The organism is Halococcus salsus, assembly GCF_009900715.1.
Lineage (GTDB): Archaea > Halobacteriota > Halobacteria > Halobacteriales > Halococcaceae > Halococcus > Halococcus salsus.
This window is the reverse complement of record NZ_JAAAJC010000005.1, coordinates 98,784-118,196: the sequence shown is the minus strand read 5'-3', so window position 1 is coordinate 118,196 and position 19,413 is coordinate 98,784. Positions and strand designations below refer to the sequence as shown.

Sequence of the window (19,413 nt, the reverse complement as noted above, 5' to 3'; positions counted from 1 at the left end):
CGTGTTCGTGCGTCGGTCGGCGCTACACGACCTTCATCATCCGGCGTTCGAACCGGCCAGTTCGAACCTTCCGCCAACCCCGGAGGTCGCCGTCGAGGTCCGGGTCGCCGGTGTCGACTCTGAGAATGCCGATACCGTCGAGTTTGCGCCGGGAGGCCACCACCTCGACCTCGGAGCGCCGGAGCACGGCGGGCGCGATCTGCTGGTTGCCGCGACCGAAGACGAAGCCCTGGCCGCCGATCGGCGAGACCACGACGACGTTGTGTTCGCCGAGCGCGGCCTCGATCTCGTCGGCGCTGCCGTCGAGCACGAGGAGTTCGCCGTCGTTCGATTCGTCCGCCCGCCAGACATCGACACCGAGTGAAGTTCCCTCGAAGCCGAGCTCGTTCTTGATCGCGCCGAGGGTGCTGCCGGGACCGAGGACGTAGGTCGTGCCGGGCTCGACGCTCGCCGCGACCCCCGCCGCGAGGGTCTCGACCGTGCCGCCCGCGAGCTGCTTGCTGGATTGGACCTCCTCCGCGACGGGGACCTCGACGAGCGCTCTGAGTTCGGTGTGGACCTCGCCCGCGCGGTAGTCGTCCTCGTCGATGTCGTTGACTTCCCTCGACTCGGTGCGCTCGAAGGTCGCCGCGATCCGGCCCGCCGCGCGCGGCGAGACCGCGAACACGGACGAGTAGATCTTGACGCCCGCAGGAACACCGAGGATCGGGATCGAGGAGTCGAGGTCGGCGAGGGTCTCGGCGACGTCGACCGCGGTGCCGTCCCCACCGACGAACAGGACGAGGTCGACATCGCGTTCGGCGAACGTCTCGATGGCTGTGCGGGTGTCGTCGGCGGTGGTTTCGTCGGGTGGTCGGGTCACGACTTCGGGGTCGAAACCCGCCGCATTGGCGACTCGTTCGCCCATCTCGCCGCCAGCGGTGAGGAGGTCGACCCCGTCGGCGTGGCTCGCCAGGGAGTCGAGCGCCTCGCGAGCGCGGTCGGGGGCGCGCGGTTCGGCTCCGCGCTCGCGGGCCTCCTCAACCTTCCCGTCGGTGCCCTTCAATCCGACTCGGCCGCCCATCCCGGCCACCGGGTTCACCACGAAGCCCACGCGTCGCATGCGTCGGGTCGGTCAGGAATCGGCAAAAGCCGTCCGACTCGAACCACCTATACTGTCGGGGGCGTAATCGACCCTCATGAACGGACTCGTCCTCCAAGAGGGTGTCCAGACCGGGATCATCAACGGCGCGGGCTTCGTCGTCGGCATCGCGGGGATCGTGCTCGCGGTCGCGTGGATGGCCTACCTCTACCGCTGACCGGGCTCACTCCTCGACGAGGTCGACGCGGTCGGCCAGCCAGTCGGCCGCCGACTTGGCCGTCTCCTCGTTCGGGCTCTGGATCTTGACTCTGACGTGCTCGCCGGGGTAGCTCCCGACCGTGACGTCGAATCGGTCGCGAAGCTCCTCGAAACGGTCGAGAAGCGCGCTCTCGGGTTCGTCGACGTGGACGAACTCCACGGACTGAACGGTGCCGGAGAACTCCTCGGCGACGCCCTCGAACATCGCATGCATCTCGTCGGGGACCCCGGGGAAGACGTAGGTCGATTCGACGACGCAGCCCGGGGCGACGCCCGCCTCGTTGTGGAGGACGCGCGCGCCGGTCGGGAGGGCCGCGGTGCCCTCGGCGAGGTCGTCGCTGTGGTAGCCGCCGTGTTCTTCGAGCCACGCGACGGCCTCGTCATTGATTTCGAGGTCGCGGTCGAAGGCCGCCGCCACCGCGTCCATCGTGAGGTCGTCGTGAGTCGGACCGAGGCCGCCGGTGATGAGGACGGCGTCGGCGCGCTCGTGGAGGCCGCGGATGGCCTCGGCGATGGTTTCGATGTCGTCGGGGACCACGACCGAGCGGACGACCTCGACGCCGCGCTCAGTGAGATGCTCGCCGAGCCACGCCGCGTTGGTGTTGACCGTGTCGCCCGCGAGGAGTTCGTCGCCGACGGAGAGGAGCGCGACGCGCATATCACCCCTTGGGAACCGGTGACTAAAAGCCCGGCCGTCGTCCGCCGACGGGCGGTGCGGCCTGCGGTCGCGGAGCGGGTGCGACGGCTGTTGTGGTACGGTCGTGGGCCTGGCGGATGAAGGGCGAGGCGCTTGGTGTGAGCGAAGCGAACACCGCGAACGAAGTGAGCGCGGCGAGGGCTTCGGCGGAGGCGGTCGCGGTGCGGGGTGATTGCGGAGCTGTGAGTGATCGTACCGCGAATAAGCGCGAAGCGCGAGTGAGCGGGCCGACGACTGACCAACGGGAAGGAGGAGGCTTTTGATCCACATTTTGCCAGGGAGCGAGTGAGCCGAAGGCGAACGAGCGACCGCAGCAAAAGGTGGAGCCGGAGAAGTAAAACCGTGTGGCCGTGAGTGGCCTGCTATGATAGACGAGACGGTCGAGGAGATCCGCGAGATGCAGAGCCACAGCTCCTCGGTGGTCGCCGTGAAGGCGGCCCACGCGCTCGCCTCGCTCACCGAGCGCGAGTTCCGGAGCGTCGAGGACTTCGTGCGGGACGTCGAGCGCAACGCCAGCGCGCTCCGACAGGCCAACCCCTCGCACGCCTCGCTCCAGAACACCCAGCGCGAGATCGTCGCCGCGCTCGACGACGACTTCGACGACATCGACGCGGCGAAAGCCCGGGTTCGGGTCGCGGTTCGGCGGGTGATCGAACGCGTCGAGATGGCGAAACGCCGGGCCGCGGAGTACGGCGCGATGGCGATCGAGGACGGGATGACGATCCTCACGCACGACTACTCCTCCACGGTACTGGAAGCGATCGAACTCGCGTGTCGTGACGGGGCCGAGCTCACGGTCTACGTCACCGAGGCGCGGCCCCGCTACCTCGGTCGCAAAAGTGCGCGAACCCTCGCGGCCGTCGATCGGGTCGAGCCCCACCTGATCGTCGACGGCGCGTCGGGCCACTACCTCCCCGAGTGTGACCGGGTGCTCGTGGGGATGGACTGTATCGTCGACGACACGCTCTACAATCGGGTGGGAACCTTCCCGATCACCGCCACCGCCGCGGAGTGCGACGTGCCGGTGACGGTGGTCGGTTCGGGGGCGAAAGTCATCGACGAGGGCTTCGTCTTCGAGAACGAGTTCCGGGCGAGCAGCGAGGTGATGCGCGAACCCGCGGAGGGCTTCTGGATCGACAACCCGGCCTACGACGCGACGCCCGTTCGGCTGATCGACTCGGTGATCACCGACGAGGGGATGGGTTAGGCTTCGAGGACCTGCTCGGGGCGGGTCGTGACCGCGGTCGAACAGACCGGACAGGTGTAGACGAGGGAGTCGGCGTCGTGGTCGACGTTCCAGTCGCCGTCGATCGGGCTCTCGTGACCGCACTCGGGACAGTAGAGCACGGCCTTGTCCCCCATGCTATCGTCCGCGTGGCGGTGGGTGGTGGTGGGCGTCATTGAATACGGATAGGGACGCGACGGGTATAGGTCTGGCGGGAGAGCCCTCGAAACGCCCGTTGACGCCAAATAATGGTGACATTCACCGCGAAACGATCCCCGCTACCGAGCGCGTTCGACCGCGTCGAGCGCCGCGGGGTTCTCGATCGAGCTCATGTCCCCGAGCTCCTCGCCCCGGTAGACCGAGGCGATCGCCCGCCGGATGATCTTCCCCGACTGGGTCTTCGGGAACTCCTCGACGAACAGCACCTCGCGCGGGCGGAAGGGTTTGCCGAGGTCGGTGCCGACCCGGTCGCGGAGCGCCTCGCGGAGGTCGTCCGATCCCTCGACGTCGTCTTCGAGGACGGTGTAGGCCACGACCGCCGTGCCCGTCGTGTCGTCGGGGACGCCGACCGCGGCGGCCTGGTTCACCGCGTCGTGGTCCATCAGCGCGCCCTCGACCTCGGCCGGCCCGACCTTCCGGCCCGCGACGTTGAGCGCGTCGTCGGCCCGCCCGTGCAGGAACCAGAGGCCGTCTTCGTCCTTCTGGGCCCAGTCGCCGTGGTTCCACATCGGCGGCTCGGTGAACGTCGACCAGTACTCGTTGAGATAGCGTTCGTCGCCGCTCCAGAGGGATTTCGTCATCGAGGGACAGGAGTCACGCGCGACGAGGTAGCCCCGCTCGCCCTCGTCGGCAACGGATTCGCCCGCCTCGTTCACGATATCGATGTCCATCCCGATCCCTGGCCCACCGAGGGTGCAGGGCTTCAACGGCTGGATCGGCAGCGGCATCAGGAAACAGCCGCAGATCTCGGTGCCGCCCGAGATGTTCATGATCGGCGTCTCGCCGTTGCCGACGTGCTCGTAGAACCAGTACCACGATTCCTCGTCCCAGGGCTCGCCGGTCGAGCCGAGGAATCGGAGGCTGGAGAGGTCGTGGCCCTCGACCCACTCGTCGCCCTGCTTGCGGAGCGCGCGGATCGCGGTGGGCGAGATGCCGAACTGGGTGACGTCGTGGTCGTCGATCATCCGCCAGAAGCGGTCGGGTTCGGGGTGGTCGGGCGCGCCCTCGTACATCACGACCGTCCCTCCGAAGGCGTGGTTGCCGAGCAGGGTCCACGGGCCCATCATCCAGCCGATATCCGAGACCCAGAAGAAGTTGTCGTCGGGTTCGTGGTCGAAGCCGAAGTAGATCTCCTTCGCACACTGCATCAGCACGCCCGCGTGGGTGTGGACGATGCCCTTCGGCTGGCCGGTCGTGCCCGATGAGTAGAGCAGGATCGACTCCTGCCCCGAATCGAGGGACTTCGTCTCGTAGTCGGGAGACTCGTCTTCGATGGCTTCGGTCCAGGACTCGTCGCGGTCGCCCCACGGGATCTCGTTCGATCCATCGTCGTCAGCATCCGCGTCGGGCACGAGTCCCAACCGGTCGTAGACGATGGTGTGTTCGACGTGCCCGGCCTGCTCGATGGCGTCGTCGGCGGCCTCCTTCAGCCGTACCTCGCCCCCGCGGCGGTAGAACCCGTCGCCGGTGAACAGGACGGAAGGCTCGGCGTCGGCGATCCGGGTCGCGGTGGCGTCGACGCCGAACCCCGAGAAGACCGGGACCGCGATCGCGCCGACCTTGAAACAGCCGTAGAGGATCGCGATGACCTCGGGGACCATCGGCATGTAGAGCGCCACGGTATCGCCGGTCCCCACGCCCCGAGCTTCGAGCGCGTTCGCGACTCGATTCGCTTGGTCGTGGAGGTCGCCGAAGGTCACCTCGCGCACGTCCCCCGGTTCACCTTCCCAGAGACACGCCACGTCGTCCCGGTGCTCCCCCGTGGCGTGCCGGTCGAGGGTGTTGTGAGCGATGTTGAGTTTCCCGCCAGGATACCAGTCCGAGAACTGCGGGCCGTCCGAATCGTCGCGGACTTCGTCGTACGCCTCAAAGAAGTCGATTCCCAGATACTCGGGGAGCTCGTCCCAGAACCAGTCGATCCCCGATTCGTCGACGCCCTCGACGTCGCCACAGGTCCGTGCGATCAGTTCGTCGTAGTCCGCGATGTCGTACTCCTCCATGAACGCGTGGACGTTCGTGGATTCGACGAACTCCTGGCTCGGCTCGTGGACGAACCCCTCGGTGTCGGAAGCTGACCCCATCGTTCCCGACTATCGAGCCGGCGCTCACAAGAACCTTTGCGCCCGCCCCACAAACCGGCGACAACCCGTCGGTAGTTTTATTCGCCGTCCTCCACTCGGACGATCGTTCCATGGCAACCAGAGAACGCGGCACGGTGGTACAGCGGCTCGGGTCGGCGATCGCGGACGTGGTCGAGCGGTGGATGCCGAGCCCGTTCCTGTTCGCCATCCTCCTGAGTTACGTGGTCTTCGTCGCCGGAATCCTCGTCGAGGGCGCGGGACCGGCGGCGATGGTGGGCTACTGGTACGACGGCTTCTGGACCCTGTTGACCTTCGGGATGCAGATGGTGCTCATCCTCGCGACGGGCTACGTCGTGGCCTACCACCCGCTCGTTCGGCGGGGGATCGAGCGCCTCACGCGGATCCCGAACGACGGCAGGCAGGCGGTGGTGCTGGTCGGGGTGATCGCGATGGTCGTCGCCTGGATCCAGTGGGGGCTCGGCCTCATCGTCGGCGCGGTGCTCGCCCGCGAGATGGGGCGCCAGGCCCACGAACGCGGGCTCTCGGTCCACTACCCGCTGCTCTGTGTCGCGGGCTACATGGGGATGGGTCTGACCTGGCACTGGGGGCTCGCGGGCTCCGCGCCGCTGTTGATGAACACCCCGGGCAACGTCTTCGTCGAGCAGGGCATCGTCGACGGCCTCATCTCCACCTCCCAGACGGTCTTCAGCGGCTACTCGCTCGCGCTCACGGTGCTCGGCATCGTCTACACCGCGGTCGTGCTCTACCTGCTCGCGCCGACCCGCGAGGAGAGCGCGGGCATCACGGCGTTCGTCTCGCCGAGCAAGCTCCGCTCCACCGGCAGCGACACCGGAACGGCCGCCACCGACGGCGGTACGACCACGACGGGTGACGACCCCGCCGACCCCACCCCCAGCGACCGGATCAACAACAGCCGGGTCATCGGCGGGGTTATCGCACTCACCGGTGTCGCGGTCGCGGTCTGGACCTTCGCGACCGACGGGCTGGCCGCGCTCAACCTCAACGTGATGAACTTCCTCTTCCTGTTCATCGGTCTCGCGCTGTTCACCAGCCCGGAGGCCTACGAGGACGAGTTCGGCGAGGCGGTGCTGGCGACCAGCGGCATCATCCTCCAGTTCCCCTTCTACGCCGGGATCATCGGGATGATGAACAGTTCCGGGCTCTCAACGACGCTCGCGGAGACGCTGGTCTCGATTTCGACGCCCGCGACCTTCCCCGCGGTGGCGTGGATCACGGCCGGGATCATCAACTTCTTCGTGCCCTCCGGCGGCGGCGAGTGGACCGTCATCGGCGAGACGGTCTTGGGAGCCGCCGACCAGCTCGGGGTGCCGCCCGGACAGGCGGTCGTGGCCTACGCGGTCGGCGACGCCCACACCAACCTCTTCCAGCCGTTCTGGGCGCTCCCGCTCCTGGGGATCACCGGGATGCGCGCCCGCGACGTCTTCGGCTACGCCGCGACGGTAATGTTGCTCCTGATACCGTTCCTCGCCGCGGCGCTCATCCTGATCCCGTACTGAGCGCCGCAGCCGCGAACCACTCCCTACTCACCTTCCGCACCGGAAACGAGCCCCGGAGCACTGCCGAAAACGCTTTTAGTCGCCGGCGGTCCAACGGATGGTATGTACGTCCGGAACGCGAGAAACCGCGAGGAAGTCTGGCTTCTGGACCGGATCGAGGCGATGGGCCTCGACGACGCCGCGTTCCGGTCGCGCGATTACGTCGTCGCGATCGACGAGGAGTCCGACGAGAAGGCGGGCTTCGGCCGGATCCGGGTCCACCGCGCCGACGACCCCGCCTGCGAGCTCACCGGTATCGGCGTCCTCGACGGGTGGCGCGGCCAGGGTGTCGGAGCCCACGTCGTCGAGCGGCTGCTCGACCGCGCGGGCGACGAGGGCTTCGAGACGGTCTACGCCTTCACCGACCAGCCCGACTACCTCGACCAGTTCGGGTTCGAACGCGTCGATCCAACCGATCTCCCCGACGTGCTCGGGAGCCGCTTCGAGGCCAAACGCGAGACCATGCCGGACGCGGTGGCGCTCCGCCTGGCCGTCGAGTCGTTCTCGCTGCCCGAGCGCCTCCGCGAGCGGTTCAAACACGCCGCCCCCGCACGCGAGGAGGGCGAGGTCGAGGAGGCGCCGGAGGACTTCGGGATCGAGACCGAGAGCACGACCTACAAGTACGACACCGGATGAGAGGGTCGGCGAACAACCGTTAAGGTCGCGTCGGCCCGAGGTTGGCCATGTTCGACCCCGACGACCTCGCCGCGATCCGGTCGGCGAAAGACGACTGGGAGGACGAGACCCTCGACCCGGTGCTCGACCGTTTCGGCGAGCGAAAGGACGAGTTCACCACCGACACCGACGGCCACACCGTCGACCGGCTCTACACCCCCGACGACCTCGCTGACCACGAATACGACGAGGCGTTCGGATTTCCGGGTGAGGAGCCGTTCACGCGCGGGGTCTACCCGACGATGTACCGCGGGCGGCTCTGGACCATGCGCCAGTACGCCGGGATGGGCACGGCGGAGGAGACCAACGAGCGCTATCAGTATCTCATCGACGAGGGCCAGACGGGGTTGTCGATGGCGTTCGACCTGCCGACGCAGATGGGCTACGATTCGGACAACGAGATGGCTGCCGGCGAGGTCGGGAAGAGCGGGGTGGCGATCGACTCGATCCACGACATGGAGACCGTCTTCGAGGGCATCTCGCTTTCCGAGGTATCGACGAGCATGACCATCAACGCGCCCGCCTCGGTCCTGCTCGCGATGTACATCGCCGTCGGCGACGAGCAGGGCGTCCCGCGCGAGGAGCTCCGGGGGACCATCCAGAATGACGTGCTGAAGGAGTACGTCGCGCGCAACACCTACATCTACCCGCCCGAGCCCTCGATGCGAATTATAACCGACATCTTCGAGTTCTGCGCCGAGGAGGTCCCGAACTTCAACACCATCTCGATCTCGGGCTATCACATCCGCGAGGCGGGCTCGTCGGCGGCCCAGGAGATCGCCTTCACGCTCGGCGACGGCATCCAGTACGTCGAGGCCGCGCTCGACGCGGGCCTCGCGGTCGAGGAGTTCGCGCCCCAGCTCTCCTTCTTCTTCGCGTCGTACAACAACGTCTTCGAGGAGGTCGCGAAGTTCCGGGCCGCCCGCCGGATGTGGGCCAAGATCATGGATGAGCGGTTCGGGACCGACGACCCCGACTCGAAGAAGCTCAAGTTCCACACCCAGACCGCGGGCTCCGCCCTGACCGCCCAGCAGATCGACAACAACGTCGTCAGGGTGGCCTACCAGGCGCTCGCCGCAGTTCTGGGGGGGACACAGAGCCTCCACACCAACGGGAAGGACGAGGCGCTCGCGCTTCCCACGGAGAAATCCGTTCGCACGGCCCTCCGGACCCAGCAGATCCTCGCCCACGAGTCGGGAGCCGCCGACACCGTCGACCCGCTCGCGGGGAGCTACTACGTCGAGAGCCTGACCGACGAGTTGGAGGAAGAGGCCTTCGAGATCCTCGATACAGTGGATGAGAAGGGCGGGATGCTCCGGGCGATCGAGGACCAGTGGGTTCAGCGCCAGGTCCAGGACGTGGCCTTCGAGCGCCAGCGCGAGATCGACGAGGGCGAGCGAACCATCGTCGGCGTCAACGAGTACCAGGTCGACGAGGAGCCCGAAGTGGACATCGAGGAGGTCACCGAAGAAGACCAAGAGCGCCAGCGCGAGCGGCTCCAAACCGTCCGTGACGAGCGCGACGACGACGCGGTCGAGGAGGCCCTCGCGGCGGTTCACGACGCCGCCGCGGGCGATGCGAACCTGATGCCGTACCTCGTCGACGCGGTGAAGGCCGAGGCCACCACCGGCGAGATCTGCGACGCGATGCGTGACGTCTTCGGCGAACACCAGGGCGGGGCTGCGCTGTGAACTTCGACCACGCCGGCATCGCGACCGACGACGCCAGCGGCCTCGCCGACCGCTTCTCGATCCTCTTCGACACCCCGGTCGTCCACGAGGAGACCGTCGATGGGATGACCGTCGTCTTTCTCGACTGCGGAAACGGCTATTTCGAACTCCTCGAACCCGAAGACGACGGCACCATCGCGCGCTATCTCGACTCCAATGGACCGGGCATCCACCATCTCGCGCTCGCCACCGACGATATCCGGGCGACGCTCGACCGGGTCGTCGACCACGGCGTCGAGCCGATCGACACCGACCCGCGACCCGGCGCGTGGGGCCACGAGGTGGCGTTTCTCCACCCGAAGTCGACGGGTGGGGTGCTCGTGGAACTGGTCGAACACTAGGCCCCCACCGTTTACGCCCCACCTTTTGCTGCGCTCGCCTTCGGCTCGCTGGCAAAATGTGGATCAAAAGCTTCCTCCTTCCCACCGGAAGAGCTTCGCTCTTCCGTGCTCTCGTTCGCTCCCTCTGGTCGCTCACGAGAACTGCGGTCAGTCGTCGGCCCGCTCACTCGCTCCGCTCGTTCGCGGTGCAAACGCTGACTTCTCCGCGACCGCTCAGTACCGCCTCCGCCGAAGCCCTCAGTCGCTCCGCTCACGGCTCACTTCGCTCACGGCTTCCTGCGGTCGCCGTTCGCCTCGTGGTCGTTCGAGAGAGCAAAGCTCTCTCGTGATCGTCAAAAGAGTCTCCGACTCTTTTGGACCTCGCGGAGCTTCGCTCCGCTCAGTGACGAAAATCGGAGATTTTCGAACCACCTCCCAGTGGTCGGCCACGCCCCGTTCGCCGTTCGCATCGAGGCGCTCGCGTTGCTCGTGCCTCGCACCGCTCGTTCGCCCTTCATCCACCAGGCCTGCACCGCAACCGCACGGCGGCCGCACCGAACCCACCGCTCCGTCACCGTCCGCTCGATCGTGGCGACCCTCCACCGCCCGAGATCGTGCGAGAGAGGGCATGACACGCACACGAACCAGTTCCATTCGCCGGTTTCACAACCGCTTTTCAACTGTCGCCCGTTGTCCTGCGTGTATGTCTCAAGAGGAACTCACGTCGGAGAGCGTCGAGCGAGCCAGCGGGATGCCGACCTTCGGGCTCGGCACCTGGGAGAACGAGGACCCCGAGGCGTGTGCCGAGAGCGTCCGAACCGCCCTCGACATGGGCTATCGCCATATCGACACCGCCCAGGCCTACGGCAACGAGGACAGCGTCGGCGACGGCATCGAACAGGCCGACCTCGACCGCGAGGAGTTCTTCCTCGCCACGAAGGTCTGGACCGAGAACCTCGCGCACGACGACGTCATCGACTCGACCCACGAGAGCCTCGACAAACTTGGCGTCGATTCGGTCGACCTGCTCTACATCCACTGGCCGCAGAACACGTACGAACCCGAAGAGACCCTCCCGGCCTTCGAGGAACTCGTCGACGAGGGCCTCATCGACCACATCGGCGTCTCGAACTTCGAGCCCGAGCACCTCGACGAGGCACGGGAGATCCTCGACGAACCGATCTTCGCGAACCAGGTCGAGATGAACCCCCTCCTCCCCCAAGAGGAACTTCGGGAGTACTGCGACGAACACGACATCGAACTCGTCGCGTACTCCCCGCTCGCGCGCGGGAAGGTCTTCGACGTCGACGAGATAAGCGAGGTCGCCGAGAAACACGACGCGAGCGAGGCCCAGGTCAGTCTCGCGTGGCTCCGCGAGAAGGGCGTCACCGTGATCCCGAAGGCCACGAGCGAGGAGCACATCCGCGACAACTGGGAGTCCCTGCACCTCGACCTCGACGACGAGGACGTCGAGACCATCGACGGGATCGACACCGTCGAGCGCCAGGTCGACCCCGACGACTCCCCCTGGTAGGGCTCCGCCGATTGCCGAGTAACGAAAACGTATTCTCGCTGCGCCCGTAGACCCGGCATGGAGTTCGACCTCCCGAAGACGGCCGGGATATTCGTGGTGTTGTTCGCGATCATCGCCATCGGCACGTTCATGAGCCCGATGACCGCCTCGACGGTCGGGATGGTGCTCGGCGGCCTGCTGGTCTTCGGCATTGTCACCCTGTTCGTCGGCGTCCAGCACGGCGAGTACCGCGCCACGCGACGCTGAGAGGGCAACTCGGTGACCGAGCGGCCCGATTTTGCTCGACATACTCAGTGGGCGACCATTCCCGTCGGTCGTTGTGAGGGACCATCGTGTGCGGTATCACGTCACACTCGAAAGCGAAGCCGCAACGCCTTTCATGGACGTAATTATATCTCATTACGCTATGGCAACCGAGTTCCCCGACTACCTCGACGTGGATTACACCGACGGCGAAGGTGAAGACCCCGAGGACTACCCGACGATAGAGGACAAGATCGAGAAGGCGATCGAGGTCACCCGACGCGGTCTCGAACAGTACGATAACCCCTCCGTGATGTGGACCGGCGGGAAGGACTCGACGCTCACCCTCTACTTCGTGAAGGAGGTCGCCGACCGCTTCGACCTCGACGTCCCGCCCGTGATCTTCATCGACCACTACCAGCACTTCGACGAGCTGTTCGACTTCGTCGAGCACTGGGCCGACGAGTGGGACCTCGAAGTCGTCTACGCCCGCAACGACGACGCCGGCCGCTACGTCGAGGAGAACGACATCGAACCCGGTGACGACATCCCGGTCTCGGAGCTCTCCGAGCACAACCAGCACCACATCCGCGACATCCTCGAGTACGAGGAGGACACCTTCCCGTTCCTGCTCGACACCTACGTGGGCAACCACCTCCTCAAGACCGTGGCGCTCAACGACGCCCTCGAGGAGTACGACATCGACGGCATCCTCTCGGGCATCCGCTGGGACGAACAGGAGGCCCGCGCCGACGAGACCTTCTTCAGCCCGCGCCACGACCCCGAGATCTACCCGCCCCACGACCGCATCCAGCCGATCCTGCAGTTCGACGAGGCCGACGTCTGGGAGACCTTCTGGCACTTCGTCGTGCCCGAGACCGTCGAGGAGTACCCCGACGAGGGCTACGTGCCCCAGGACTACGACGACCTGCCGAACGGCCTGACCCACGAGGACATCCCTGTCAGCCCGAAGTACTTCGAGGGCTTCCGCTCGCTGGGCAGCGAGGTCTCGACCGACAAGACCGAGTCCACGCCCGCCTGGCTCCAGGATCTCGACAACACGACCGAACGCGCCGGCCGCGCCCAAGACAAGGAGGACCTGATGGAGCGCCTGCGCGACCTCGGTTACATGTGAAGTTCGGGTAGCTCACCCTTTCAACCGCGGTAGCTCCGGATGTGTATCCAGCTCTTTCGTATGCCGCACTACGTGATATAAAAGAAGTGCCCGAGTCGCCCAAAGTATATTCCTATCCCGATGGTCGTGTTCTGCATGCTCATGTCTACTCTGTTGCAACTCCAAATATTCGGGATTCTCGGATTGGTGTGGCTACTGATTCAAATAGCGATCGTCATCGTCGTCATCGCCGCCATCGTGAAGGTCTTCCAGATATCGAACGACGTCAAGGAGATAAAAGAACTCCTCGAGAACGAAGAGACGGAACGAGAAGAACGGATGTCGTAAGTAGGGGAGAGCCACGGCGTTCATCCTCGGGAATTACCCCACTTCGGTCACGGCGGATAGCTGAGCAGCGAAGTCGAATCGGAGGAACGAACGAAGGACCGACGGACCGTCTTCAACGCGACCGGCGCAGGAACAGTTCGGCACCGCCCCACCAGTTGACGACGGCCTCGTCGAGCTCCCACCCGTCCGCCGCGAGCTCGTTCAACAGCCGTTCGGTCTCGTCGCGCTCGATGCGAAACCACCAGAAGCTGGTCGGCGCTTTGACGACCTTGTACTCGTAGCCCGCTTTACCGCTCACACGCCGTCCGCCTGTCGTGGTACTCACGATGCACCCAGAGGTCGTCCGAGGAAAAAGCCGTTCCGCCCACCTGAAGACCGTGATTTCGGTTCTCCTGTCGATCTAGCCCACACCCATCGGCCACGCGTCGGCGAAAACCTACATTACCCCGGTGCCCGTTTGAGCCGTCGATGAGCCACCAGTTCCCCGAGTACCTCGACGTGGACTACACCGACGGCGACGACCACGACGCGGGCGCGTACCCGACCCTCTCGGACAAACTCGAAAAGGCCGCGAGCGTGACTGCGACCGCGCTCGACCAGTACGAGAACCCCGCAGTGATGTGGACCGGCGGGAAGGACTCGACGCTCGTACTCTACGTGGTACGAGAGGTCGCGCGCGAGCGCGATATCGACGTTCCGCCGGTCGTGTTCATCGACCACTTCGAACACTTCCCCGAGGTGATGGCGTTCGCCGAGCGCTGGGCCGAGCAGTGGGACCTCGACCTCCGATTCGCGCGCAACGAGGCCATCGCCGGTCTCGGTGCCGAGCCAGGCGACGAGATCCCGCTCTCGGACCTCGGCGAGACGAACCGCCGCGAGCTCGACCGTATCGACTACGAAGGCGACACCCTCACCCTGGATGCGGATTCGTTCGAGGGCAACCACCTCCTGAAGACGGTGGCGCTGAACGAGGTCCTCGAATCCACGGGGTTCGACGGGATCTTCTCGGGCGTCCGCTGGGACGAACAGGAGGCCCGCGCCGGCGAGACCTTCTTCAGCCCGCGCCACGACCCCGAGATCTACCCGCCCCACGACCGGGTCCACCCCATCCTCCAGTTCGAGGAGGTGGACGTCTGGGACGCCTTCTGGAACGCCGTCGTCCCGGACACCGTCGAGGGCTACCCGGCCGGCCACGTCCCCGAGAGTACCGACGACCTCCCCGACGGTCTCACCGCCGAGGACATCCCTGTCAGCCCGAAGTACTTCGAGGGCTTTCGCTCGCTCGGGACCGAATCCGGGTCGGGCAAGTCCAGCGAGCGCCCCGCGTGGCTTCAGGACCTGGAGGGCTCCACCGAGCGCGAGGGCCGCGCCCAGGACAAGGAGGGGCTGATGGAGCGCCTGCGCGACCTCGGCTACATGTAGTCTCGACGGAGACAGAGGAGAACGGTTAGTCGGCGGGGTGGAATCGCGAGAGCGCGTCCTTGACGGCTTGGTTCTGGCCGACGAGCGTGATGCGGTCGCCGTGTTGGAGCTCGAAGTCGCCGTCGGGGACCTTGTTCTCGCCGTCCCGGCCGACGAGGGCGATCAGACAGCCGTCGGGGATGGCCGAGCCGAGTTCGGAGATGGTCTTGCCCGCGACGTCCTCGGCGGTGACCTCGAACTCCTGGACGTCGCCCGACCGGCCGAGCTCGGTCATCCAGTTCCAGAGCGCGGGGCGTTCGATCCGGTTGTCGATCGCCCACGAGGTGGCGTTCGTCGAGGAGATGGTCTCGACGTCGAGCTCCGCGAACGCGTCCTCGTTCCCGGGTTGGTTCACCCGCGAGATCACCTGTTCGGTGTCGAACGTGGTGGCGGCGAGCTGGGCCACGAGGAGGTTGACGTCGTCGTCGCCGGTCGTGGCGACCACCGTCGAGGCGTTCTCGGCCCCGGCGGTCCGGAGCACGTCGCTGTCGGTGGCGTCGCCGATCCGGACGGCGTAGCCGTCGTTGCGGGCGGTCTCGGCGATCGACTCGTCGCTTTCGATTATCACGACGTTCTCGCCGCGGGCTTCGAGGCGTGCCGCGAGGTCGCGACCGACCTTGCCGCTGCCGACGATGAGTGCGCGCATGGGGATCACGTCGAGGTACTCCGCGAAGTATCTGGCTAACCCGCCCTCGATCACGACGGTGGCGAAGATCACGAGGAAGACGGTGCCGACGAGGGTCTGTGCCGCCGTATCGAGCCCCATCGACTGGAGTTCGACCGCGAACAGCGTCGCGACCGAGGCCGGGATGATCCCCCGCGGCCCGACCCCGCTCATGAACAGCTTCTCCTCGCGGGTGAACCGACCGCCGACCGTCGAGATGAAGACGAGCAGCGGGCGGAGCACGACTATCACGACGAAGACGACCGCGAGGCCACCGAGGCCGAGCGGGAGCGCCTCGAAGTCGAGAAGCGCGGCGAGCGCGATGAAGACGAACGAAAGCACGATCAGCGTGATGTCGCCCTTGAAATCGGTTATCTCCGACTCGTAAGGGACGTCGAGGTTGCCGACGATGATCCCGGCGGCCGCGGCGGCGGCGATCCCGGCCTCCGAGGTCACGACGTTCGCCACGCCGTAGGCCACGAGCGCACCGGCGAGCACGAGCAGGCGGGCGTTTCGGGGGGCGTTGCCCGGCGAGAGGTGGACGTACTTGAGGAACGCCCAGAGCAGCCCGGCGACGACGGCCCCGACGACGAGCCCGACGCCGAGTTTGAGGGCGAAGACGACGAGGATCGCGCCGACGCCCTCGGAGGCCTGGAAGACCACCTCGAACACCACCACCGCGAGGATCGCGGCGGTAACGTCGTTGACGATACCCTCGGTTTCGAGCGTGGTCGCGACGCTGTCGCGCACCGGCACCACGTCGAGGATCGGCGAGATCACGGTGGGGCCGGTCGCCACGAGGAGTGCACCGATCAGGAAGGAGACGTCCCACGGCGCGGGGATCGCGTAGTGGACGACGACCGCCGTCCCGACCAGTGATATCACCGCGCCAAGTGTGGTGAGCCGCACCATCGTTGTCGAGGTCCGTCTGAGGTCCTCGACCCGGAGGTGGAAGGCCCCCTCGAAGACGATGATCGCCACCGCGAGCCCCACGATGATCGGGAGCGCGCCGCCGAAGGTGCTCGCGGTGATGATGCGATGTGAGAGCACCAGCCCCGACAACGGACCGAGGACCAGGCCCACGCTCAACAGGAAAATGATACTCGGGAGCTGAAATCGGTCGCCGAGGACCTGGGAGATGACCCCCAGTGCGATGATCCCCGCGATGAGTGCGATCAGCCCCGCACTACCAGTAGCCACTCACGAGCCTCCATTGAATATCCGTAAACCATCGCGGTATATAAGACCTTCATCGGCAAGCCGTAACTCACCCCCCGCTCTGTCACCGCGACCGTGATACCGGCTCGCCGATCACCGGTCGTAGAGCCGGTCGATGTCGTCCTCGTACCGGGCGAGGATGTTGCGGCGTTTCTTCTTCATCGTCGGCGTCACGAGGTCGTTCTCCTCGGTGAACTCCTCCGGTGCGAGCACGAACCGTTTTATCTGCTCGTAGGGCTCGAACCGTTCGTTCACTTGCTCTATCTCCTCGGTGATGCGCTCTTGCACCCGGTCGTCGTGACAGAGCTCCTCGGGGTCCTCGGGGAGGTCGAGCCCCTCCTCCGTGGCCCACTCGCGGACGCGCCCGACGTTCGGCACCACGATAGCGCTCACGAACTTCTCGCCGTCGCCGACCACCATACACTGCTCGACGAGCGGGTTGCTCGCGAAGGCGTCCTCGATCGGCCGCGGCGCGACGTTCTTCCCCGTGGAGAGCACGAGGAGCTGCTTCGAGCGCTCGCGGAAGGCGAGGTAGCCGTCGGGGCGCTGCTCGACCACGTCGCCCGTCCGGAACCACTCCCCGTCGAACGCGTCGTCGGTCTCCTCGGGGCGCTCCCAGTAGCCCTCGGTGACGTTCGGCCCCTTCACGAGGAGTTCGCCGACCTCGCCCTCGGCGTCGAAGTCGTTCGGGACCACCGTCGAGTCCACGCGCACCTCCTCGTCGTGGACGGGGTACCCGATGGTGCCGATCTCCGGGGCTTCGGGCGGGTTGACCGCGACGACGGGTGCGGTCTCGGTGAGACCGTATCCCTCCAGGATCGGGAGTCCCATCGCGGCGAACAGCCGCCCGAGCTCGGGCGAGAGGCTCCCCCCGCCGCTGATGAAGAAGTCGATGTTGCCGCCGACGCCCTCGCGGACCTGGGAGAACACCAGCCGATCCGCGAGCGCGTGTTTCGCCCGCAGTCCGATGCCGGGCGACTCGCTCTCGTGGTAGACCTGTCCGACCTCGGTGGCCCACTCGAAGACCCGGGAGCTCACTGTCGACCCCGAGGCCTGCTCGCGGATGGTGTCGTAGAGCTTCTCGTAGACCCGCGGCACGCTGGTGGCCGAGGTGGGGGTGACGAGCGAGAAGTCCTCGCGGAGGGTGTCGGGGCTCTCGGCGTAGGCGACCGTGGAGCCGGCGGCGAACTGCATGAAGTGGCCCGCGAGGCGCTCGAAGACGTGCGCGAGCGGGAGGAAGGAGAGGCTAGTCGAACCGGGACCGATCGTCGGCGTGTCGCCCTTGTCGGGTCGGGGGCCGAACCGTCGGTAGACCTGGTCGACGTTCGCCCGGAAGTTGCGGTGGCTGAGCTTGACTCCCTTCGGCCGGCCGGTGGTACCGGAGGTGTAGACGAGGCTCGCGAGCGCCTCCGGGTCGCGTGCGGCGAGCCACGACTCGTACTCGTCGGCGTCGAAGGCCGCCGCGCCGCGGTCGTGGACCTCGGCGAGCGTGAGGACATCGTCCCTCCCGTCGTAGCCCTCGAACTCGTCGATGGAGACGATGAAGTCGAGGTCGAGCTCCGACTCGACTTCGAGGACGTGTTCGAGGAGCTCCTCGTTCTCGACTACGACGCCCGTCGCGCCCGGGTCGGAGAGGAGGTACTCGACCTGCCGGGGTGACGAACTCGTATACACCGTGGTCACGACCCCGCCGGCCGCAAGGATGCCGAAGTCCGACTGCGCCCACTCCATCCGGGTGTTCGAAAAGAGACCGATCCGATCGCCCGATTCGATGCCTAGCTCGCGAAAGCCCGCCGCGAGGTTCCGGACGATCCCGCGCATCCCCTCGTAGGTTAGATCAGAAAACTCGCCGTCGGGGGCGGCCGGGACCACCCCGCCGGCGAGCGAACGGTCGTAGATCCCGCCCTTGTACCGCTGGGCGACCCGCTCGGCGTTCCGGGCGGCGCTCTCCTCGAACATCACCGAGAGCGTGCCCTCGCCGAGCACTTCGCTCTCGAAATCGGCTTCCGCCTCCTGCCAATCCATACCGAATCCTCACGCTCGGCGCACTAAAGCCCTCACTGTTCGTCGAGAAAGGCGAGGACGCCGCGGACGTTGAGCCGTTCCTCGGCGCGGGCCTTCCGCGCGGACCACACCTCGTCCATCCCCGTCTCCGCAACGAAGTAGTTGATGACCGCCTCGTCGTCGCCGAGCTCGGCGCGTTTCTCGCGGACGGCCGTGACCCACTCCTCCAGGACCCGCGCGTACCCGTCCATCAGCGGCTCCTCGTACTCGCGGGGCCCGAAGTGGCCGAAACAGAGCGTTTCGGGGTCGATGGCTTGGATGGTCTCGACGTCGTCGAGGCAGGTTTCGAGGGCGAAGTTCGCCGGCGGCGAGGTCTGACGGATCCGTTCGACCGAGGGGACCCAGATCCCCGCGGCGTCGGCCGTGAAGAGGACGTCGTCCGCGCGGTCGTGGAACATCACCTGGTGTGGTGCGTGACCCGGCGCGTGGTGGACGTCGAGGGTGTGGTCGCCGAGGTCGACCTCGTCGCCGTCTTCGAGCCCTTCGATGCGGTCCTCGGGGACGGGCTTCGGTTCGGCGTAGAACTGCCACTGGCTCTCGACGGCGGCCTTCGTGCCCGCGACCAGCCGGCTGGGGTCGATGAGGTGGGGTACCCCGATCTCGTGGGTGAGAACCGTGGCGTTCGGGCAGGCCTCGGCGAGATAGCCCGCGCCGCCGGCGTGGTCGAGGTGAACGTGGGTCGGCAGAATGTATTTCAGTTCGTCGCGCGCGATGCCGACCGTGTCGAGCGCGTCGAGGATGTTCTCGTACCGGGTGCCGATACCGGTGTCGACGAGCGCCGGCTCCTCGGCGTCGACGATGTAGACGGCACCGTACTCCTCGGTGTCGTACATCCCGGTGTCGACGTAGTGGAGGTCGGGACAGCCATCGACCGTGAAGACGTCACCGATTGCCATGGCCGACC

Annotated in this window: 18 protein-coding genes; 10 read left to right on the top strand and 8 right to left on the bottom strand. The window is 66.5% G+C overall.

Annotated elements, in window-relative coordinates:
- Positions 1–22 precede the first annotated feature (22 nt).
- A complete protein-coding gene (locus GT355_RS13285; RefSeq protein WP_160135074.1) occupies positions 23–1,102 on the bottom strand; it encodes an ATP-NAD kinase family protein in 1,080 nt (359 codons plus the stop codon).
- A 202-nt stretch (positions 1,103–1,304) separates the two neighbouring features.
- Positions 1,305–1,997 (bottom strand): competence/damage-inducible protein A, encoded by a 693-nt coding sequence (locus GT355_RS13280; protein ID WP_160135073.1) that lies wholly within the window; start codon positions 1,995–1,997, stop codon positions 1,305–1,307.
- A gap of 403 nt (positions 1,998–2,400) precedes the next feature.
- Here GT355_RS13280 and GT355_RS13275 point away from each other — a divergent pair, with 403 nt between their 5' ends.
- A complete protein-coding gene (locus GT355_RS13275) occupies positions 2,401–3,243 on the top strand; it encodes an eIF2B alpha/beta/delta subunit family protein (protein WP_160135072.1) in 843 nt (280 codons plus the stop codon).
- Here GT355_RS13275 and GT355_RS13270 read toward each other — a convergent pair.
- Together GT355_RS13270 and GT355_RS13265 are read right to left on the bottom strand one after the other, a co-directional pair.
- The gene (locus GT355_RS13270; RefSeq protein WP_160135071.1) at positions 3,240–3,437 is read right to left on the bottom strand and encodes a DUF8106 domain-containing protein; all 198 of its coding nucleotides are present in this window, start codon (positions 3,435–3,437) and stop codon (positions 3,240–3,242) included. The genes GT355_RS13275 and GT355_RS13270 overlap by 4 nt on opposite strands.
- Before the next feature lie 102 nt (positions 3,438–3,539).
- Complete coding sequence (locus tag GT355_RS13265; protein ID WP_160135070.1) at positions 3,540–5,561, bottom strand: AMP-binding protein; 2,022 nt, start codon at positions 5,559–5,561, stop codon at positions 3,540–3,542.
- Positions 5,562–5,671: 110 nt separating this feature from the next.
- Here GT355_RS13265 and GT355_RS13260 point away from each other — a divergent pair, with 110 nt between their 5' ends.
- The 8 genes from GT355_RS13260 to GT355_RS13225 all read left to right on the top strand — a co-directional run bounded on the left by GT355_RS13260 (position 5,672) and on the right by GT355_RS13225 (position 13,102).
- A complete protein-coding gene (locus GT355_RS13260; RefSeq protein ID WP_160135069.1) occupies positions 5,672–7,099 on the top strand; it encodes a short-chain fatty acid transporter in 1,428 nt (475 codons plus the stop codon).
- Between the two features lie 102 nt (positions 7,100–7,201).
- Positions 7,202–7,774 (top strand): GNAT family N-acetyltransferase, encoded by a 573-nt coding sequence (locus GT355_RS13255; protein ID WP_160135068.1) that lies wholly within the window; start codon positions 7,202–7,204, stop codon positions 7,772–7,774.
- A gap of 47 nt (positions 7,775–7,821) precedes the next feature.
- A complete protein-coding gene (locus GT355_RS13250; RefSeq protein ID WP_160135067.1) occupies positions 7,822–9,504 on the top strand; it encodes an acyl-CoA mutase large subunit family protein in 1,683 nt (560 codons plus the stop codon).
- Complete coding sequence (gene mce, locus GT355_RS13245) at positions 9,501–9,884, top strand: methylmalonyl-CoA epimerase (RefSeq protein ID WP_160135066.1); 384 nt, start codon at positions 9,501–9,503, stop codon at positions 9,882–9,884. The genes GT355_RS13250 and mce overlap by 4 nt, the downstream gene beginning before the upstream one ends.
- 682 nt (positions 9,885–10,566) lie before the next feature.
- Positions 10,567–11,397, top strand: coding sequence for an aldo/keto reductase (locus GT355_RS13240; protein ID WP_420825968.1), 831 nt, complete (start codon positions 10,567–10,569; stop codon positions 11,395–11,397).
- A 57-nt stretch (positions 11,398–11,454) separates the two neighbouring features.
- Complete coding sequence (locus GT355_RS13235; protein ID WP_160135065.1) at positions 11,455–11,643, top strand: DUF7333 family protein; 189 nt, start codon at positions 11,455–11,457, stop codon at positions 11,641–11,643.
- Positions 11,644–11,803: 160 nt separating this feature from the next.
- Positions 11,804–12,775, top strand: a complete 972-nt coding sequence (locus GT355_RS13230) for a phosphoadenosine phosphosulfate reductase family protein (RefSeq protein WP_160135064.1) — start codon at positions 11,804–11,806, stop codon at positions 12,773–12,775.
- 135 nt (positions 12,776–12,910) lie between these two features.
- The gene (locus GT355_RS13225; protein ID WP_160135063.1) at positions 12,911–13,102 is read left to right on the top strand and encodes a hypothetical protein; all 192 of its coding nucleotides are present in this window, start codon (positions 12,911–12,913) and stop codon (positions 13,100–13,102) included.
- Positions 13,103–13,214: 112 nt separating this feature from the next.
- Here GT355_RS13225 and GT355_RS13220 read toward each other — a convergent pair whose 3' ends face one another.
- Entirely contained in the window at positions 13,215–13,427 is a 213-nt protein-coding gene (locus tag GT355_RS13220; RefSeq protein WP_240145811.1) for a DUF4177 domain-containing protein, read from the bottom strand.
- 143 nt (positions 13,428–13,570) lie between these two features.
- Between GT355_RS13220 and GT355_RS13215 the strand changes: the two genes are divergently transcribed.
- Positions 13,571–14,524: a phosphoadenosine phosphosulfate reductase family protein gene (locus GT355_RS13215; RefSeq protein WP_160135062.1), complete on the top strand. Its 954-nt coding sequence runs from the start codon at positions 13,571–13,573 to the stop codon at positions 14,522–14,524.
- A 25-nt stretch (positions 14,525–14,549) separates the two neighbouring features.
- On the opposite strand, the gene GT355_RS13210 is transcribed toward GT355_RS13215, so the two are convergent.
- The 3 genes from GT355_RS13210 to GT355_RS13200 form a co-directional block, all read right to left on the bottom strand.
- A complete protein-coding gene (locus GT355_RS13210; RefSeq protein WP_160135061.1) occupies positions 14,550–16,427 on the bottom strand; it encodes a cation:proton antiporter domain-containing protein in 1,878 nt (625 codons plus the stop codon).
- A gap of 111 nt (positions 16,428–16,538) precedes the next feature.
- Positions 16,539–18,470 carry an AMP-dependent synthetase/ligase gene (locus tag GT355_RS13205; RefSeq protein WP_160135060.1) on the bottom strand — a complete coding sequence of 644 codons (1,932 nt, stop codon included), beginning with the start codon at positions 18,468–18,470 and terminating at the stop codon, positions 16,539–16,541.
- A 32-nt stretch (positions 18,471–18,502) separates the two neighbouring features.
- A complete protein-coding gene (locus GT355_RS13200) occupies positions 18,503–19,405 on the bottom strand; it encodes an MBL fold metallo-hydrolase (protein ID WP_160135059.1) in 903 nt (300 codons plus the stop codon).
- Positions 19,406–19,413 lie beyond the last annotated feature (8 nt).